General features: G+C 66.7%; 18 protein-coding genes. 10 read left to right on the forward strand and 8 right to left on the reverse strand.

Features of this window, described 5'->3' with window-relative positions; genetic code table 11:
- Position 1: 1 nt before the first annotated feature.
- The gene (locus A5645_RS24630; RefSeq protein WP_065036497.1) at positions 2-430 is read left to right on the forward strand and encodes a pyridoxamine 5'-phosphate oxidase family protein; all 429 of its coding nucleotides are present in this window, start codon (positions 2-4) and stop codon (positions 428-430) included.
- 3 nt (positions 431-433) lie between these two features.
- On the opposite strand, the gene A5645_RS24635 is transcribed toward A5645_RS24630, so the two are convergent.
- On the reverse strand, positions 434-853 hold the full coding sequence (locus A5645_RS24635; RefSeq protein ID WP_065036496.1) for a group III truncated hemoglobin: 420 nt from the start codon (positions 851-853) through the stop codon (positions 434-436).
- A 2-nt stretch (positions 854-855) separates the two neighbouring features.
- Entirely contained in the window at positions 856-2,235 is a 1,380-nt protein-coding gene (locus tag A5645_RS24640) for a WS/DGAT/MGAT family O-acyltransferase (protein WP_065131376.1), read from the reverse strand.
- Positions 2,236-2,379: 144 nt separating this feature from the next.
- Here A5645_RS24640 and A5645_RS24645 point away from each other — a divergent pair, with 144 nt between their 5' ends.
- On the forward strand, positions 2,380-3,378 hold the full coding sequence (locus A5645_RS24645; RefSeq protein WP_065131377.1) for an Acg family FMN-binding oxidoreductase: 999 nt from the start codon (positions 2,380-2,382) through the stop codon (positions 3,376-3,378).
- Here the strand turns inward: A5645_RS24645 and A5645_RS24650 are convergent.
- Genes A5645_RS24650 through A5645_RS24660 form a run of 3 tightly spaced genes read right to left on the reverse strand, consistent with a single transcriptional unit; the run spans position 3,358 to position 6,525 of the window.
- Positions 3,358-5,064, reverse strand: coding sequence for a GAF domain-containing sensor histidine kinase (locus tag A5645_RS24650; protein ID WP_065131413.1), 1,707 nt, complete (start codon positions 5,062-5,064; stop codon positions 3,358-3,360). The two genes, A5645_RS24645 and A5645_RS24650, sit on opposite strands and share 21 nt — an antisense overlap.
- On the reverse strand, positions 5,061-5,714 hold the full coding sequence (dosR, locus tag A5645_RS24655) for a hypoxia response regulator transcription factor DosR/DevR (RefSeq protein ID WP_065036513.1): 654 nt from the start codon (positions 5,712-5,714) through the stop codon (positions 5,061-5,063). Before dosR ends, A5645_RS24650 begins: the two co-directional genes overlap by 4 nt.
- A 22-nt stretch (positions 5,715-5,736) precedes the next feature.
- Positions 5,737-6,525, reverse strand: a complete 789-nt coding sequence (locus A5645_RS24660; protein WP_065131378.1) for a universal stress protein — start codon at positions 6,523-6,525, stop codon at positions 5,737-5,739.
- 191 nt (positions 6,526-6,716) lie between these two features.
- Here A5645_RS24660 and A5645_RS24665 point away from each other — a divergent pair, with 191 nt between their 5' ends.
- The 3 genes from A5645_RS24665 to A5645_RS24675 are packed head-to-tail and all read left to right on the forward strand — an operon-like array spanning position 6,717 to position 10,462.
- Positions 6,717-9,047 (forward strand): nitric-oxide reductase large subunit, encoded by a 2,331-nt coding sequence (locus A5645_RS24665; protein WP_065131379.1) that lies wholly within the window; start codon positions 6,717-6,719, stop codon positions 9,045-9,047.
- A gap of 3 nt (positions 9,048-9,050) precedes the next feature.
- A complete protein-coding gene (locus A5645_RS24670) occupies positions 9,051-9,677 on the forward strand; it encodes a hypothetical protein (RefSeq protein ID WP_065131380.1) in 627 nt (208 codons plus the stop codon).
- The gene (locus A5645_RS24675) at positions 9,674-10,462 is read left to right on the forward strand and encodes a slipin family protein (RefSeq protein WP_065131381.1); all 789 of its coding nucleotides are present in this window, start codon (positions 9,674-9,676) and stop codon (positions 10,460-10,462) included. The genes A5645_RS24670 and A5645_RS24675 overlap by 4 nt, the downstream gene beginning before the upstream one ends.
- A 5-nt stretch (positions 10,463-10,467) precedes the next feature.
- Here A5645_RS24675 and A5645_RS24680 read toward each other — a convergent pair whose 3' ends face one another.
- Entirely contained in the window at positions 10,468-10,821 is a 354-nt protein-coding gene (locus A5645_RS24680) for a hypothetical protein (RefSeq protein ID WP_065036489.1), read from the reverse strand.
- Between the two features lie 23 nt (positions 10,822-10,844).
- On the opposite strand from A5645_RS24680, the gene hisN reads away from it, so the two are divergent.
- From hisN to A5645_RS24695, 3 genes are all read left to right on the forward strand, one after another.
- Positions 10,845-11,642: a histidinol-phosphatase gene (gene hisN, locus A5645_RS24685; protein ID WP_065131382.1), complete on the forward strand. Its 798-nt coding sequence runs from the start codon at positions 10,845-10,847 to the stop codon at positions 11,640-11,642.
- A gap of 78 nt (positions 11,643-11,720) precedes the next feature.
- Positions 11,721-13,121 (forward strand): acyl-CoA dehydrogenase family protein, encoded by a 1,401-nt coding sequence (locus A5645_RS24690; protein ID WP_065036487.1) that lies wholly within the window; start codon positions 11,721-11,723, stop codon positions 13,119-13,121.
- Positions 13,122-13,146: 25 nt separating this feature from the next.
- Positions 13,147-14,349: an acyl-CoA dehydrogenase family protein gene (locus A5645_RS24695; protein ID WP_065036486.1), complete on the forward strand. Its 1,203-nt coding sequence runs from the start codon at positions 13,147-13,149 to the stop codon at positions 14,347-14,349.
- A gap of 257 nt (positions 14,350-14,606) precedes the next feature.
- On the opposite strand, the gene A5645_RS24700 is transcribed toward A5645_RS24695, so the two are convergent.
- On the reverse strand, positions 14,607-15,134 hold the full coding sequence (locus A5645_RS24700; RefSeq protein ID WP_065131383.1) for a GNAT family N-acetyltransferase: 528 nt from the start codon (positions 15,132-15,134) through the stop codon (positions 14,607-14,609).
- Positions 15,134-15,994, reverse strand: a complete 861-nt coding sequence (locus A5645_RS24705; RefSeq protein WP_065131384.1) for an oxidoreductase — start codon at positions 15,992-15,994, stop codon at positions 15,134-15,136. The genes A5645_RS24700 and A5645_RS24705 overlap by 1 nt, the downstream gene beginning before the upstream one ends.
- Before the next feature lie 22 nt (positions 15,995-16,016).
- On the opposite strand from A5645_RS24705, the gene A5645_RS24710 reads away from it, so the two are divergent.
- Together A5645_RS24710 and A5645_RS24715 are read left to right on the forward strand one after the other, a co-directional pair.
- Positions 16,017-17,015, forward strand: a complete 999-nt coding sequence (locus tag A5645_RS24710; protein WP_065131385.1) for an oxidoreductase — start codon at positions 16,017-16,019, stop codon at positions 17,013-17,015.
- Positions 17,016-17,035: 20 nt separating this feature from the next.
- Positions 17,036-18,004: an NADPH:quinone oxidoreductase family protein gene (locus A5645_RS24715; RefSeq protein WP_065036482.1), complete on the forward strand. Its 969-nt coding sequence runs from the start codon at positions 17,036-17,038 to the stop codon at positions 18,002-18,004.
- Positions 18,005-18,066: the final 62 nt, after the last annotated feature.

Genomic DNA, 18,066 nt, shown 5'->3' on the forward strand with positions numbered 1-18,066 from the left:
CATGACCGACGAGCCGATCACCGTCTTATCCGAAAGCGAGAGTTGGGATCTGCTGGGCACCGCCGCGCTCGGCCGGCTGGTGACCACCTTCGCCGGGGAACCGGAGATCTTCCCGGTCAACTACGTGGCGCAGAACCGCACCATTCTGTTCCGAACTGCCGAAGGCACGAAATTGTTCTCGGCGGTGGGCAACCACACCGTGCTCTTCGAGGCCGACGACCACAATGTCGCCGAAGGTTGGAGCGTGATCGTGCGCGGCCGCGCGCGGTTGCTGAAAACCGACGCCGAGATCGAAGAAGCCGACCGCGCCGGTCTCTACCCGTGGACGTCGACACACAAATCCAACTACGTGCGCGTCACCCCGACCGAAATCACCGGCCGCCGCTTCGTATTCGGTCCCGAGCCGGACCGCAACGAGACCGTCGCTTGATTGTCACCGGGTGATCAGCGCGTCGAGTTCGTGGGCGTCGGTGCCGGTGAGCCGGCGATGCATCGCCCAGGCAATGCGCCCGGCCTGTACCTTGGCGCGTTCGGCGGCCGGACCGGCGTACATCTCGTCGACGGTCTCCCGCCACAGCGTCAACCAGCGGACGAAGTGGCTGGCAGCCAACGGCGTTCGCCGGTGGATGTCGCGATGCGCCGCCAGCGCGCTGCCCCGATAGCGGCCGGCGCGGAACAGCACGGTCTCCCAGAAGTCGCACATGGTGGGTAGATGATCGTCGAGTCCGGTGGCCCGCAGTTGTTCGAACGGCGCGTATAGGACGGCGTCGTGCAGCGCCCGGCCGTAGAAGCGGTCCAGCAGTGCCGCCACATCGGCGCGGCCGACCAGATCGGCGCGGGTTGCCTCACGCATCGTCACACCACCAGCGACAGCGGTCCCCGCGTCGGAGGGTTCCTGCGCCGCTTACTGATTCGTACCAGGCGGGCCACCGCGTTTTCGATCCCCCGGGCCAATTGGTCGACATCGGCGGCCACCTCGTAGTCGGCGAGAATGCCGAAGTACAGGTAATCGGCATAGCTGAGCATCGCCACACCGGTCCGCAGGTCCAAAGCCAGCGGCGGCACCGGGTACACCCCCACCACTTCCTTGTTCATGAATCGCAGCGGTCGGCGTGGCCCGGGCACATTGGTCGCGACCGTCACCACGCTGCGCTGCGGCAACCGCATCAGCAAGCCGACCGTCCAGGCCGTCAACACGAACGGGATCCGGTTACTCAGGGACAGCAGCACATTGCCCGCCTGTCGTTGGCCGCTGGACTTCACCCGGCGCAACCGGGCGTGCACGGTGCGCAACCGCTGCACCGGATTGTCCTCATCCACCGGAAGGCTCGGCAGCATCAGCGACACGCGGTTGTCGGTCTTGTCGGATGCGTCCGCAGACCGGACCGAAACGGGCACCAATGTCCGCAACGAATCCGCCAGGGGCTGCTGGCCGCGTTCGATCATGATATTGCGGTAGCTCTCGGTGATCGCCGCCAGCGCAACGTCATTGACGGTGACCTGAAAGGTCTTGGCGACCAGGTCGATATCGGCCATCGCGACCCGGGCGCCGCTGAACCGGCGCAGGTCACTGAGCGGGCCGGTCAGCGCAGACGACGCCGGGCTGAGCAGGCCGGCGGCGAGTTCGCCCGCACCCTGCGCGGCCCGGACGATGCCGGCCGTCACGGCGGCTGACGCGTTGATCAGCCCGCCGAGCAGCGACGTGCGCTCGGACACAGGCTTTTCGGGTTCGTGGGCGGCTCGTACGTGATCGGCGAAACTTGCCACGCCGTCGTCGCACAAGCCGGTCAGCATGTGGGTGGCCGCGATGCCATCAGCCATGCAGTGGTGCACTTTGGTCAGCATCGCCCAGCGGTCGTCGGCGAGCCCTTCGATAACCCACACCTCCCACAAGGGTCGATCCCGGTCCAGACGCCTTGCCATCACATCGGCGATCAGCCCGAACAATTCGCGATCGCCGCCCGGCTGTGGCACTGCTGCGCGGTGCACGTGCCGTTCGAGATCGAAGTCGGGGTCGTCCACCCAGTCCGGTGCCCCGAAGTCCAACGGATGCAGCCGCAGACGCTGCCCCAGCCGCGGACAGCTGCCGATCCGTTGGGCGAAGGTTGACATCAACGTTTTCTGCTCGGGCACCGGTCCTTCGATGACGGCGATCCCGCCGATGGCAAGGCTGACCCGCGGATTGGTGTCTTCGGCTTTGAGGAATCCGGCGTCCAGCGTGGTCAGGTGCTCCATGGGTATCACTATTCGCGGGCGGGATCGGCCAGAGCAGGGCCAAAAGTCCCACGCTGCCAGGGCTTACTGCCCTGCCGCAGCGCCGGCCGGTGAACGATCCTGGAAGGCATGACCACCGTCATCGATAGAAAGGGCCCGGCACCGATGAGCGCCCAATTCCCGGATGCCGGCACGCTGCGGACGGTCCTGACTCTAACCACCCGCGCGCCCTCGATCCACAACACCCAACCGTGGCGCTGGCGGGTCGGCAGCGCGCGGTTGGACCTGTTCACCGAACCCGACATGCAGTTGCGCAACACCGACCCGGACGGCCGCGACCTGATCATCAGTTGCGGGGTGGCGCTGCACCACTGCGTCGTCGCGCTGGCCTCAATGGGCTGGCACGCCAAGATAAGTCGTTTCCCCGACGAGACCGACCCCCGCCACCTGGCCACCATCGAAACCGTGCCGCTGAACCCCGATCCGGCCGACATCGCCCTGGCCGCGGCCATCCCGCGGCGGCGCACCGACCGGCGCGCCTACAGCTCGTGGCCGGTGCCGGGCGGCGACATCGGGCAGATGGCGGCCCGAGCGGCTCGCGCCGGGGTCATGCTGCGCCAGGTCGAAGCGCTGGACCGAATGCGAGACATCGTGGCGCGCGCCGTCCTCGACCATGCCTCCGACGACGCCTACATGCGCGAACTCACCACCTGGAGTGGGCGTTACGGTGCGGTAGCGGGCGTTCCGGCGCGTAGCGCGCCGCCGTCGGAGCCCACTGCCCCGATCCCCGGTCGGCTGTTCGCCGGGCCCGGCCTGGCCCAGCCGTCCGGCATCTCCCCGGCCGACGACAGCGGCGCCATCCTGGCCCTGGGCACCGATCGGGACGACCGGCTGTCCCGGCTGCGGGCGGGCGAGGCGACCAGCATCGTTCTGCTGACCGCCACCGCCATGGGGCTGGCGTGCTGTCCGATCACCGAGCCCCTCGAACTTCCCCAGACGCGTGACGCGGTGCGGGCAGATGTGTTCGGCGGCAGCGGTTTCCCGCAGATGCTGTTGCGGGTGGGCTGGGCTCCGATCAACGCCGATCCGCTGCCGGCGACGCCCCGGCGTGCGCTGGATCAGGTCGTCGAATGGCCCGCCTCGCTATTGGAGGAGCGGCGCTGACCAGCGCAGCAATGTTCCACCGGCGGGCGCCTTCTCGAATGCGAACTCACCGCCCACCTCCTCGGCCCGGCGCCGCAGGTTCGTCAGGCCGCTGCCGGTGAACTCACCGGGCATCCCGCACCCGTTGTCGCTGACCTCGATGCACAGGTCGTCCTCGACCCGAATGCGCACCGTCAACGTGCTGGCGTGGGCGTGCCGGGCGGCGTTGCTGACCGCCTCCCGCACCACCGCCTCGGCATGATCGGCCAACGAACTGTCGACCACCGACAACGGACCGATGTACTGCACCGTGGTGCGCAACCCCGAGCCGGCGAACTGCCCCACGGCCGCATCGATGCGCTGCCGCAACCGGGTGATGCCCTGCGCGGCGCCGTGCAGATCGAAGATGGTGGTCCGGATTTCCTGGATGACCGCCTGAAGGTCATCCACCGCCTCCGAAAGGCGTTGCTGCACTTGCGGTTCGCGGGCCCGGGCCACCGCGCCCTGCAGCGACAGACCCACCGCGAACAACCGCTGAATCACGTGGTCGTGCAAGTCCCGGGCGATGCGGTCGCGATCGGTCATGACGTCGAGTTCACGCATCTGGCGTTGTGAGGTCGCCAACTGCAGGGCCAGCGCGGCCTGGTCGGCGAACCCGGCCATCATCTCGAGTTGTTCGTCGGTGAACGAACCAGGACTGCCGGCGCGCAACACCACGACGACCCCGGCCACGGTCTCGCCGGTACGCAGCGGCAACACCAGCACACCGTCGGCCGCCCCCTCGATGCCCGGCAGGTCCAACTGGTCGATCTGGCGCGGCACGCTGTTGGCGAATACTTCGCCCAGCGGGGTCCCGGTAATCGGGATGATCTGGCCGGCAACCGGTTTCGTCGCCACCCCGACCGTCTCGATAACCAGCAACTCGGCCAATTCGGCGGCCGGTGTGCTCTGGTCGAGCGGAACGGCCACCAAGGCGGCGTCGGCGGCGGTCAATTTGACCGCCTGCTCACCGACGAGCCGGAACACAGTAGTCGGCTCGGTGCCGGACAGCAGTTCGGTCGCGATGTCGCGAGTTGCCTCGATCCAGGATTGCCGCGCCTTGGCCTGTTGGTAGAGCCGGGCATTGGCGATGGCGATGCCCGCCGCGGCCGCCAGCGCCTGCACCAAGACTTCGTCGTCGTCACTGAACGCTTGACCGTTGAGTTTGTCGGTGAGGTACAGGGTGCCGAACGCTTCGTCACGGACCCGAACCGGCACCCCGAGGAACGTGCGCATCGGCGGATGGTGCGGCGGGAAACCCACCGAGGCCGGGTGCAGTGAAATATCATCCAGGCGAAGAGCTTTGGGCTCGTCGATCACCACACCGATGACGCCCAGCCCCTCGGGTAAATGCCCGATGCGGCCGACGGTTTCCTGATCGATGCCCTCGTGGATGAATTGCAGCACCCGGTTGTCCCGGTCGTGCACCTCCAGCGCGCCGTAGCGCGCGTCGACGAGGATCGTGGCCGAATGCACGATCGTGCGCAGTGTTTCGTCGAGTTCGAGTCCCGACGTCACCACGAGCATCGCGTCGAGCAAACCGTCCAGGCGGTCGCGTCCCTCGACGATCTGCTCCACCCGGTCCTGCACCTCGACCAGCAGTTCGCGCAGCCGCAGTTGGGAGAGCGTGTGGCGCAGCGGTCCCAGGCCCGCGTCTTCGGTTGTCATCGCCACTCACTCGATGGCCGTGTTCGCTTCAACTCCGTTGCGAATACGGCTGCTTGGGTCCGCCGCTCCATGCCCAGCTTCGCCAGCAGCCGGGACACATAGTTCTTCACGGTCTTCTCGGCCAAGAACATCCGGTCCGCGATCTGTTTGTTGGTCAGGCCCTCGCTCAGCAGACCGAGCAGCGTGCGCTCCTGTTCGGTGAGGCCCGACAACGGGTCGGGTTTCTCGGTGGCGTCGCGAAGCCGCGACATCAGGGCGGCCGCGGCGCGATTGTCCAGCAGTGACCGCCCAGCGCCGACATCCTTGACCGCCCGCGCGAGTTCCATCCCCTTGATGTCCTTGACGACGTACCCGCTGGCACCGGCCAGGATCGCATCCAGCATCGCCTCGTCCGAGGTGTACGACGTCAGGATCAGGCAGCGCAGTTCGGGCATGCGAGACAGCAGATCTCGGCACAGTTCGATGCCGTTGCCGTCGGGCAGGCGGACATCGAGAACGGCCACATCCGGGTTCGCCGCCGGGATGCGGGACATCGCTTCGGCTACCGAGCCAGCCTCACCGACCACGTCGAGCTCGGGATCGGCGCCCAGCAAGTCGATCAGGCCGCGCCGCACCACCTCGTGGTCATCGACCAAGAAGACTTTTACCAAAGCACCACTCCTGACCAGCACCCTACAAGTTGGCGCACCGCACCGTAAGTACCGAGGACCCCGCGTTGTAGACGCTGCAGACCTGCGCGGCGTAGGCGTCGGTGACGAAAAGCTGGCCCGGTGCGCCTTGATCGGCCATGTACCGGAAACCGTGCCCGCGCACGATGGCAGGCTCGACGCGCACGTCCGGGTACAGCCGGGTCCAGCGAGCCAGACGCCGGTCCAATTGTGCTTGCGCACCGCCATTTTGAGCACCGGCGCCCGCCTGGACCGAGATCGCGCGCAACGGAACCTTGCGCAGCCGGGCCTCGTCGAATGCGTGTCGCAGCACGGCTCCATTGTCCACTTCCGCGACGACGCTGCTGACCCGCGGTTCGGCGACGCCGTCAGGTGAGCGGTGGATGACCGCGACCGGGCACAGCGACGATCCGGCGAGTGCGCCGGCCACGGAGCCCTGCCCGCAGCGGGCGTGATCCAGGCCGATCGAGCCGACGCAGATCATCAGCGCGGTTCTGGATTCCTGCAACAACTTGGCCAGCGGCTTGCCCCACAGGACTTCGGTTTCGACCTCGACATACCGGCCCGCCGACTCGACCGCCCGGTAGGCGTCGTAGAGGGCCGAGCGGGCCGCGGCCTGAGGCGCTTCGATACCGCCGGCCCCGTCGGCGTGCGCGGCATCGACCACATAGACCAGTCGCAGCGGGACCTCGCGCTCGGCGGCCTCGTCGATGGCCCACAGCGCTGCATCCAGTGCCGCTTTGGACCCGTCGATACCGACGACGATTGCTGGACGTGACTCGCGGTGGCCCATCTTGGCCTCCTTACTTCGATCCCGTTCTATGCGTCCCACGCTATTGGCCGGCCAAACCGCCGCCCAGAGGCGATGGTCCCGGGATCAGGGCCATAAGTCCCTATTGACAAATAGCGTTGTAAAAATAACGTTGCGGGCGCACCAGGTGAAAGCGCGTACCTGGTGAGCATGCCCTGAGAGGAGTCCCTCCGATGGCCCTTCAAGAAGTCTCTGAATCGCCTGATCCCGGCCACCCCTCGTCGGAGCCCCTGATCGGCAAAGGATGGATTCAGGGCGTCGCCCTGGTGATGATTTTTGGATTCTTGGTGATGGGGATCCTGGCATACCGGACCTACACGGCGGCCATGCCGATGCCGGACAAAGTCGTCACCGAGACGGGCCAGGTTTTGTTCACGCACGGCGACATCACGAAAGGCCAGGAGCTCTACCAGGCGCGCGGCCTGATGGAGTACGGATCGGTGCTGGGGCACGGGGCGTACCTGGGACCCGACTACACCGCCGACTACCTTCGGATGGCCGCCGACGACGTTGCCGGTCAATTCCAGGCCGAAGGCGTCACCGAACCGCGTCAACGGGTGGTCACCGAATTCCGCACCAACCGCTACAACGCCGACACCAAAACGCTGGTGTTCACCAATCGCCAGGCCGCTGCATTCGGACGAATCCAGGACCATTACGCGGCGACTTTCGGGGAGAACTCGACGAAATACGGCTTGCTGCCGCAATTGATCACCGATAAGACGCAGATCCGTCAGCTCACCGCATTCTTCGCCTGGACCGCGTGGGCGGCCGCGGCCGAACGACCCGGTCACAAGTACAGCTACACCAACAACTGGCCGGCCGAGCAACGCGTCGACAACGGCCCGACCGCGTCGGTGATCGTATGGTCGGCGCTGTCGCTGATCGCCCTGTTGGGCGGCATCGGCGTCATGTTCGCCGTCTACGGACGCTGGAGCCAGAAGGTGGGCTGGCACGGCGCCGAGACATCCACCCTGTCGTTCCGCCAGCCCGGCACGGTGAGCCTGACTCCCGCACAACGCGCTTGCATTTGGTTCTTCGCCGTTGTCGCGGTGCTGTTCCTGCTGCAAACGTTGCTGGGCGCGGCGGCCGAGCACTACCGGGCCGATCTGTCGACGTTCTTCGGCATCGACCTGGCCCGCGTACTGCCCTACAACCTGGCCCGCACCTGGCACCTGCAGTTGGCTCTGTTTTGGACCGCGGCGGCCTTCCTGGCGGGCGGAATATTCCTGGTGCCGTTCATCGCTCGCCGCGAGCCGAAACGCCAGGCGCTGCTGGCCTACGTGCTGCTCGGGGCGGTTGCGGTGGTGGTGTTCGGCTCGCTGATCAGCGAGGCGCTGTCCATTTACGGCGTGATCCCCGAGGGCGGGTTGTTTTCCCAGCAGTGGGAGTATCTCGACCTGCCGCGACTGTGGCAGATCCTGTTGATCGTCGGGATGTTCGTGTGGATCGCGATCATCTGGCGCGGCATGCGTGCCCGGCTCAAGGGCGAGTCGAAGATGAATATGCCGTGGCTGTTCTTCTTCTCCGGGCTGGCAATTCCGGTGTTCTACACGGTGGGTCTGCTGGCCGGCAGCGACACCCATTACACGGTGGCCGACTTCTGGCGGTTCTGGGTGGTGCATCTGTGGGTCGAGGACTTCCTCGAGCTGTTCACCACGGTGATGGTGGCCTACATGTTCGTGCTGCTGGGCGTGGTCCGCGAGCGGATCGCCCTGGGCGTGATCTTCCTGGACGTCATCCTGTACTCCGCGGGCGGCGTCATCGGCACCATGCACCATCTGTACTTCTCCGGGACTCCGGTGGAGCACATGGCGCTGGGTGCGTTCTTCTCGGCCGCCGAGGTCATTCCGCTGACCTTCCTGACCGTCGAAGCATGGGCGTTCCTGCAGCTGGGCGCGCGCCAACAGACCGGCGACGCGAACCCCTTCCCGCACCGCTGGGCGGTCATGTTCCTTGTCGCCGTTGGCTTCTGGAACTTCCTGGGCGCCGGCATCTTTGGTTTCCTGATCAATCTTCCGGTGGTGTCCTACTACCAGATCGGCACCGCGCTGACGGCCAATCACGGTCACGCGGCCATGATGGGCGTCTACGGAATGCTGGCCGTGGGGTTGGCAATGTTCGCGTTCCGCTACGCGATACCGGCCACCAAGTGGCCGGAGCGGCTGGCCCGAATCTCCTTCTGGTGCATGAACATCGGCTTGGCGTGGATGGTCTTCGTCACGCTGTTGCCACTCGGCGTGCTGCAGTTGTTCCATTCGGTCAATGACGGCTACTTCGAGGCACGGTCGCTGGGCTACATCACCAAACCCGGCAATGCGGTGCTGGAATGGCTGCGGATGCCCGGTGACATCATCCTGATCGTCGGCGGTGTGCTGCCGTTCGTCTGGATCGCGTGGACCGCGCTGCGCCACTTCCGTTCCGGCACCACGGTCGAGGAACTGCCCGAGCACCCGCTCTACACCGAGAACACCGCGGCCCGGCCGGCGCCGGCGAAGGACTGACCGGTGGCCCCGCCCGACACTGCGGTATGGCTGATCGCCGGGTACTCGCTGATCCTGGTGGCCCTCGGGTGGTGCTTCGATGCGATGGCCCGGCATGCTTCGGCGCGCGCGGCGGCATGGCGCACCGGACAATTCCGCTACCGCCCCGACCACGACGCCTGGGTATGTCCGCAGGATCACTGGATGTGGCCGACCTCCTTCGACCCCAAGCACCGGGTGATGCGCTACCGGGCGCTCCCGGTGGTGTGCAACAGTTGTCCGGTCAAGTCGACCTGCACCACTTCGGATCACGGCCGCGAGATCAGCCGTGACATCGATCCCTGGCCGCATTCCGAGGCCGGACGTTTTCACCGCGGAATCGCCTGCAGCGTAGCGGCTTTCGGGATCGTGTTGCCAATGGCGACGCTGGCCGCCAACCATTCGGCGGCGGATGCGCTGGTGCTGACCGGCACCGTGGCGGTCGTCGTCCTGTTCGGGCTGCCGCTGGCCCGCCACCTGTGGAACACCCCGGCCAACGCGCCGGATCACCTGCCGCACCGCACCGCCATCGAGGACCAGGTGGCCGCCGCGATCGACCGCTATTCCACCCGCTGGGGCGGATGGGAAGGCAAGGAGGAGAAGACGAAATGACCGGTGTGGTGATTGGGGCGGTCGGCATCGCTGTGCTGGCGCTGCTGGCGGTGCTCTCGTTGACGGTGTTGCGTGAGTACGAACGTGGGGTGGTGTTCCGGATGGGTCACGTCCGCCCGTTGTACCGACCCGGCCTGCGATTGCTGATTCCTCTGGTGGACCGGATGATCCGGGTCGACCAGCGGCTGGTGACGCTGACCATTCCACCGCAAGAAGTGATCACCCGCGACAACGTGCCGGCCCGGGTCAACGCGGTGGTGATGTTCCAGGTCACCGACCCGCTGAAGGCGATTCTGGCGGTAGAGAACTACGCGGTGGCGACGTCGCAGATCGCCCAGACGACGCTGCGCTCGCTGCTGGGGCGGGTCGACCTGGACACCCTGTTGGCCCACCGGGAGGACCTCAACAGCGATCTGCGCACGATCATCGAGAAGATGACCGAACCCTGGGGTGTGCAGGTGCGGGTGGTGGAGATCAAGGACGTCGAGATTCCCGAGTCGATGCAGCGCGCGATGGCCCGCGAAGCCGAGGCCGAGCGCGAGCGTCGCGCGAAAGTGATCAATGCACGCGGTGAGCTGCAGGCCTCCGAAGAACTGCGAGAGGCCGCCGAGACGCTGTCCAGGAGCCCAGCGTCGCTGCAGTTGCGTTATCTGCAGACGCTGCTGGAGTTGGGTGCGGATCAGAACTCGACGGTGGTGTTCCCGCTGCCCGTCGACATCATCACACCGTTTCTGCGCAATCCGGACGCGTTAGCGGATCTGCGGGCGGCCAAGAACTCCCATTGACGCCGTTAGTCTTCGAACGGCTGCGGCGCGTCCGGCGGCTCGGACGGAGCGAATCGCCAGTTGTCCGGGTTCTTCGGGGAGTACACGACGGGCAACTGCTGGCCGGTGGCCGGCCGGGGTGCATCGTCGCCGACGACCAGGCGTCCATACACGGCGTGCTCATTCACGGTGGGCCCGTTGATCACCCCGGAGATGGTGACGAACTGCTGCCCGGAGGCGTCGGGCGGACCCGAGGTGACACCGGTCACCAGCAGCGTTCCGCTGGCCAGGGCGCCCCGCGGCCCGGGCTTGATGAACCGCGGCGCCAGAAAGACGACAAGCACCGCCACCAGCAGAAGCAGCACCATGAATTCCCACACATGTCCATGGTAGGACTGCTGGCATGAGTCACCCGGATTCGACGGATTTGCGGTTCGCGCTGGCCCTGGCCGACCGGGCGGACGCGGTGACTCGCGCCCGGTTCGGTGCGATCGACCTGCGCGTCGAGACCAAGCCCGACCTGACCCCGGTGACCGACGCCGACCGCGCCGTGGAAAGCGAACTGCGCGACGTGATCGCCGCCGAGCGGCCCGGCGACAGCGTGCTCGGCGAGGAGTTCGGCGGCACCGCAACAGTCGCCGGCCGGCAGTGGATAATCGATCCCATCGATGGCACCAAGAACTTCGTCCGCGGGGTGCCGGTGTGGGCCAGCCTGATCGCACTGCTGCAGGACGGCGTCCCGACCGTCGGTGTGGTGAGCGCCCCGGCGCTGCAGCGACGGTGGTGGGCGGCCGGCGGTCAGGGCGCCTACGCATCGGTCGACAACGGACCGGCCCGTTTGTTGTCGGTTTCGGCCGTGGCACAACTGGATTCGGCGAGCTTGTCGTTTTCCAGCTTGTCCGGCTGGGCGCAGTTGGGCCTGCGCGAGCGCTTCATCGAACTGACCGATGCGGTCTGGCGGGTGCGCGCGTACGGCGACTTCCTGTCCTACTGCCTGCTGGCCGAGGGCGCCGTCGACATCGCCGCCGAACCCGAGGTATCGGTGTGGGACCTCGCCGCCCTCGACATCCTGGTCCGCGAAGCGGGCGGGAGATTCACCGCCATCGACGGCGACCCAGGACCGCACGGCGGCAGTGCCGTGGCGACCAACGGTCTGCTGCATGAACAGGTATTGAGCGCCTTGGAGTTGGGTGTGAATTAGGCAACACGGCCCTATCTATCTTACTCCGGAGTAAGATACGGTTGTACACGCAACGCCCCAACGACCGAGGCTGCCGATATGACCGACACCGCTCCTAAACCCACCCGCAAGCGCCGCAAAGGTCGTGGCGAACAGGCCGCGATCGGGATGCAGCCACACAAGCGAACCGGCGTAGACGTCGCCATCGCCCTGATCACGCCAATCGTCGGCCAGGAATTTCTGGACAAATACAACCTGCGTGGTCCGCTCAACCGCAGCCTGCAGTACGGCACCAAGACGCTGTTCTCCACCATGGGCGCCGCCAGTCGGCAATTCAAGAAGGTGCAGAGCCTGCGCGGCGCGCCGACCCGGCTCAAGTCCAGCGGCAAGGACTACTTCGACCTGACACCCGACGACGACCAGCAGATGATCGTCCAGACCGTCGAGGAATTCGCCGCCGAGATCCTGCGGCCCGCCGCCCACGACGCCGACGACGCCGCCACTTATCCCTCGGGTCCCTCCGGCTTACTCGCCAAAGCGGCCGAACTCGGCATCACCGCGATCAACATCCCCGAGGAGTTCGACGGCATCGCCGAGCACCGGTCGGCGGTGACCAACGTGCTGGTGGCCGAGGCGCTCGCGTACGGCGACATGGGGCAGGCGTTGCCGATCCTGGCACCCGGTGGCGTGGCCTCGGCGCTGGTCCACTGGGGTAGTGCCAATCAGCAGGACACCTACCTCAAGGAGTTCGCCGGCGAGAAGGTGCCGCAGGCCTGTGTGGCTATTGCCGAGCCTCATCCGCTCTTCGATCCGACGCGGCTGCGCACCACCGCGGTGCGGACCCCGTCGGGTTACCGGCTGGACGGCGTCAAGTCCCTGGTACCGGCCGCTGCCGACGCCGAGCTGTTCATCATCGCCGCCCAGCTCAACGGCAAGCCCGCGCTGTTCATCGTGGAATCGTCCAGCCAGGGCCTGAGCGTAAGGCCGGACCCCAGCATGGGTATCCGCGCCGCGGCCCTGGGACAGGTCGAACTGAACGGCGTGACCGTGCCGCTGCACGCCCGGCTGGGCGAGGACGAGGCCACCGACGACGACTACTCCGAAGCGATCGCGCTGTCGCGTCTGGGCTGGGCCGCGCTCGCGGTCGGAACCTCGCACGCGGTGCTCGACTACGTCGTCCCCTACGTGAAGGAACGTGAGGCCTTCGGCGAGCCGATCGCCCGCCGTCAGGCAGTGGCTTTCATGTGCGCCAACATCGCCATCGAGTTGGACGGGCTGCGGCTGATCACCTGGCGCGGCGCCTCCCGCGCCGAGCAGGGCCTGCCGTTCGCCCGCGAGGCGGCGCTGGCCAAGCGGCTCGGTTCGGACAAGGGCATGCAGATCGGCCTCGACGGGGTGCAGCTGCTGGGCGGCCACGGTTTCACCAAGGAACACCCGGTCGAACGCTGGTACCGCGATCTGCGGGCGATCGGCGTCGCCGAGGGCGTAGTGGTCATCTAGGTTTCGAGCGAACGAAAGAACAGTCATGGCAATCAATTTGGAGCTACCCCGCAAACTGCAAGCGGTCGTCACCAAGACGCACCAGGGCGTTGCGGAGCTGGTGCGGCCCATCGCCCGCAAGTACGACCTGCGCGAACACGCCTACCCGGTCGAACTCGACACCCTGATCAGCCTGTTCGAGGGCGCGTCGGAGTCCTATAGCTTCGCCGGCGCGGGTGAACTACGTGGTGCCGAGAACAAAGAAGACAACCACAACGGCGCCAACATGGCCGCGCTGGTGCAGACCCTGGAGGCCAGCTGGGGTGACGTCGCGATGATGCTGTCCATCCCCTATCAGGGCTTGGGCAATGCGGCGATTTCCGCCGTGGCCACCGAGGAGCAACTGGAACGTTTGGGCAAGGTATGGGCAGCCATGGCCATCACCGAGCCGGGGTTCGGCTCCGACTCGGCGGCGGTGACGACGACCGCCAAGCTCGACGGCGACGAATACGTGATCAACGGCGAGAAGATCTACGTAACGGCCGGTTCGCGCGCCACCCACATCGTGGTGTGGGCCACCCTGGACAAGACGCAGGGACGCGCGGCGATCAAGTCGTTCATCGTGCCCCGTGAGCACCCCGGCGTCACGGTGGAACGTCTCGAGCACAAGCTCGGCATCAAAGGATCCGATACCGCCGCTATCCGATTCGACAATGCCCGCATTCCGAAGGAAAACCTGCTGGGCAATCCGGAAATTGAAGTCGGCAAAGGCTTTTCCGGCGTGATGGAGACCTTCGACAACACGCGGCCGATCGTGGCCGCGATGGCGGTCGGCATCGGGCGGGCCGCGCTGGAGGAGATCCGCAGGATCCTGGCCGAGGCGGGAGTGGAGATCGACTACGACCGGCCCGCGCAGGTGCAGAGCGCGGCGGCCGCCGAATTCCTGCGGATGGAGGCCGACTGGGAGGCCGCCTATCTGTTGTCGTTGCGAGCCGCCTGGCAGGCCGACAACAACATCCCGAACTCCAAGGAAGCGTCGATGAGCAAGGCCAAGGCCGGCCGGATGGCCAGTGACGTCACGCTCAAAGCCGTCGAATTGGCCGGCACTACCGGCTATTCCGAGCAGACCCTACTGGAGAAATGGGGACGGGACTCCAAGATCCTGGACATCTTCGAGGGCACCCAACAGATTCAGCAGCTGGTGGTGGCCCGCCGCCTGCTGGGCCTGTCGTCCGCCGAACTCAAGTAACCCCGCGCGAGCAGACGCGAAAGCGCCCCAAAATGGCCATTTTGGGGCGCTTTCGCGTCTTTTCGCGGGTCGGCGATCGCGACATTGCCGATGCCGCATGTCGAGCACACCGTCGCCGAAGCGGTACGGGCATTGGACGATCTGCACGCTGACGGTGGCGAAACTGTTCGCGGGCGGGCTGACCAGCTATGCCGGCTTGGACGACGCCGCGCGGACAGCCATTGAGCGCGACAACGCGCTCGAATTGTTCCCCCGGCTCAGCCGAGCTCCGGTGGCGGATCGACCTCTTCGTCGGGCGACAGCAGATCCAGCTGCCACCACTGCACATCGTGCCACGCACCCGCTTTCCAGCCGACTCGCCGATAGAGACCGGCCGGCTGGAAACCGAACGCTGCGTGTAACGCATTGCTGGCTTCGTTGGGTTGGGTGATGCCGGCGAACGCGCGCCGGTAACCCCGACGCGCGAGGCGACTCAGCAGTTCCGTGTACAGCAGCCGCCCACCGCCCGCGCGCAACCGATCCGGGTTGAGATACACACTGGTCTCGATGGACCACCGATACGCTGCGCGCGGATTGAATTGCTGCGCATAGGCATAACCTGCCACTGATCCGTCGACCTCGAGCACCAGCCACTCGTATTTCTCGCGGGCGGCAGCGATGCGGTTCGCCATCTCTTCGGCAGACGGGACTTCGGTTTCGAAGGTGATCGCGGTGTCCAGCACATACGGGCGGTAGATCTGGGCACACGCGGCCGCATCGGCGGCGACTCCCGCGCGAACAGGCATCAGCCGGCGACGGCGTCCAGCTGGGCGCGCGTGTCTTCGTCGAGCTCGATATCCGCGACGGCCAGATTCTCCTCCAGGTGCCGCACCGAAGACGTGCCCGGGATCAGCAACACGTTGGGCGCCACGCTGAGCGTCCACGCCAGCGCGATCTGTGCCGGAGTGCGACCAAGCCGTTCCGCGGTGCTGCGCACCAGCTCATTGCCGAGCACCGGATTGTTCGGACCGGTGAAGGCCGCTCCCAGCGGAAAGAAAGGCACGAAAGCTATTCCACGCGAGACACATTCGTCCAGTACGGGCGTCGACGCCCGGTGCACCAGGTTGAAAGCGTTCTGCACGCAGACGATTTCGGTGCCTTCCAGCGCGTGCCGCAGATGTTCGACGGTGATTTCGCTGAGTCCGATCCCCCCGATCAGCCCGTCGTCGCGTGCGGCGATCAGGGCCGCCAGCTGGTCATCGAAAAGCTGGTCCGGCGCCTCGCTTTCGAACAGCCGCAGGTTGACCGCGGCCAGCTGATCCACCCCGAGCGTGCGCAGGTTGGCTTCCAGGTCGCGGCGCAGATCGGCCGGGTCGGACAGCGCCAACCAGGCGCCCTGGTCGTCGCGACGCCCACCCACCTTGCTCACCAGAGCCAAGTTCTCCGGGTACGGATACAGCGCCTCGCGAATGAGCTCGTTGGCGACGTTGGGCCCGTAGAACTGCGCGGTATCGATGTGGTTGACACCGAACTCCACCGCCCGCCGCAGCACCGCGATCGCCTCGTCGTGGTCACGCGGCGGGCCCATCACGTTCGGGCCGGGGAGTTGCATTGCCCCGAAACCGATCCGGGCAACCGAATAGCGACCGAGTGGGAATGGGTTCATGAGGTGAGATTAGCGTCGAACCATGCAAACCTTCCACGCGCTGTTGGCGCGGCAAGACGGCGACGTGATCACCACGTCGATCGAGACACTCGAAGAATCCGACCTGCCACCCGGCGAAGTCACCGTCCGGGTGTTGTATTCGAGCGTCAACTTCAAGGACGCGCTGGCGGTGACGCCCGGCGGCGGCGTGGTACGCAGTTACCCGGTAGTGCCGGGCATTGACCTGACCGGTGAAGTCGTCGACTCGCGTTCGCCGGACTTCGCCGTCGGAGACGCCGTCGTCGCCCACGGCTACCAGATCGGCACCGGTCAGCACGGCGGCTATGCCGAATACGCCCGGCTTCCCGCCGACCAGGTCGTCCCGCTGGGCCCGCTGAGTCCGCGCGAGGCCGCCGCGATCGGGACGGCGGGCTTCACGGCGGCCATGAGTGTGCAGGCCCTGATCGACTGGGGGATCAAGCCCGACGCCGGACCGATCGTCGTCACCGGCGCATCCGGCGGTGTCGGCACCGTCAGTGTCGATCTGCTGGCGACGGCCGGCTACCACGTGGTCGCCTCCAGCGGCAAGCCCGCCGCCGAAGAGCTCTTGAAATCGCTTGGCGCGGCTGAAGTTATCGGCAGGCTGCCGGCGGATCCGGATGCCAGGCCGCGGCCGCTGGCCAAGACGCGCTGGGCCGGCGGGGTGGATTGTGTGGGTGGGGCCACCCTGGCCGACGTGCTCAGCGCCGTCGACTACCGCGGCGCGGTGGCGGCCAGTGGACTGACCGGTGGCGCGGCGCTGAACACCACCGTGATGCCGTTCATCCTGCGCGGTGTGGCCCTGTTGGGCATGGATTCGGTGCAGTTGCCGATCGGTCCGCGACGCGAGATCTGGGCGCGGCTGGGAGGGCAGTTGCGGCCCCGCCAGCTGGACGCGATCACCACCGAAGTCGACGTCAAGGACGTGGTCGGCGTGCTTGACCAGTTGCGTGCCGGGACGTTCACCGGGCGGGCCGTCGTGCGGGTTGCGGGTGGCTTTTGAACCGGAAGTAGGGTGTCGGGATGCGCGCAGCACGGGTGACTCAGCTGGATGGTCCGGACTCGATCGAGGTGGCCGAAATCGACGAGCCCACCGGTGACGGTGTGGTTGTCGACGTGCATGCCGCCGGGGTGGCCTTCCCGGACGCGTTGCTGACCCGCGGTCTCTACCAGTACCGACCCGACCCGCCGTTCGTGCTCGGCGCGGAAATCGCCGGCGTGGTGCGGTCGGCCCCGGACGGGGCGCACGTGCAGCCCGGCGACCGGGTCCTCGGCCTGACCATGCTCACCGGCGGAATGGCCGAGGTCGCCGTGCTCGCACCCGACCGGTTGTTCAAGCTGCCGGACAGCGTCAGCTTCGAGGCCGGCGCCGGTGTTCTGTTCAACGACTTGACGGTGTACTTCGCGCTGGCCGTCCGCGGCCGGTTGCAGCAGGGCGAAACGGTGCTGGTGCACGGCGCGGCCGGCGGCATCGGCACGTCCGCGCTGCGGTTGGCGCCGGCCTTGGGGGCATCCCGCGTCATCGCCGTGGTCAGCTCCGAGGAAAAGGGCCAGATCGCCACCGCGGCAGGGGCCACCGATGTGGTGCTGGCCGACGGGTTCAAGGATGCGGTCAAGGAGTTGACCAGTGGGCGGGGCGTCGACATCGTGGTGGACCCGGTTGGGGGCGACCGCTTCACCGATTCGCTGCGCTCCCTCGCCCCGGCCGGGCGGCTGCTGGTCATCGGCTTCACCGGTGGCGAGATACCGACGGTGAAGGTAAACCGGTTGCTGCTCAACAATATTGACGTGGTCGGTGTCGGCTGGGGCGCCTGGGCCGGCAGGCATCCCGGTGCGCTCGAGGAGCAATGGGCGGCACTCGAAGAATTGTTCACCTCCGGCAAGTTGTCCCCTCCCGAGCCGGAGGTCTTCCCGCTGGACGAGGCGGCGGCGGCGGTGGCGTCGCTGGAGAACCGCAGCGCCAAGGGCAAGGTCGTGCTGCGCGTCCGCTGACTCCGGACTCGCGCCAACGGCCTTGTGCCCGACTAAAAGAAAAAGTAATGTCACTTTTAGTT

It is taken from the genome of Mycobacterium asiaticum (assembly GCF_001673635.1).
Classification (GTDB): domain Bacteria; phylum Actinomycetota; class Actinomycetes; order Mycobacteriales; family Mycobacteriaceae; genus Mycobacterium; species Mycobacterium asiaticum_C.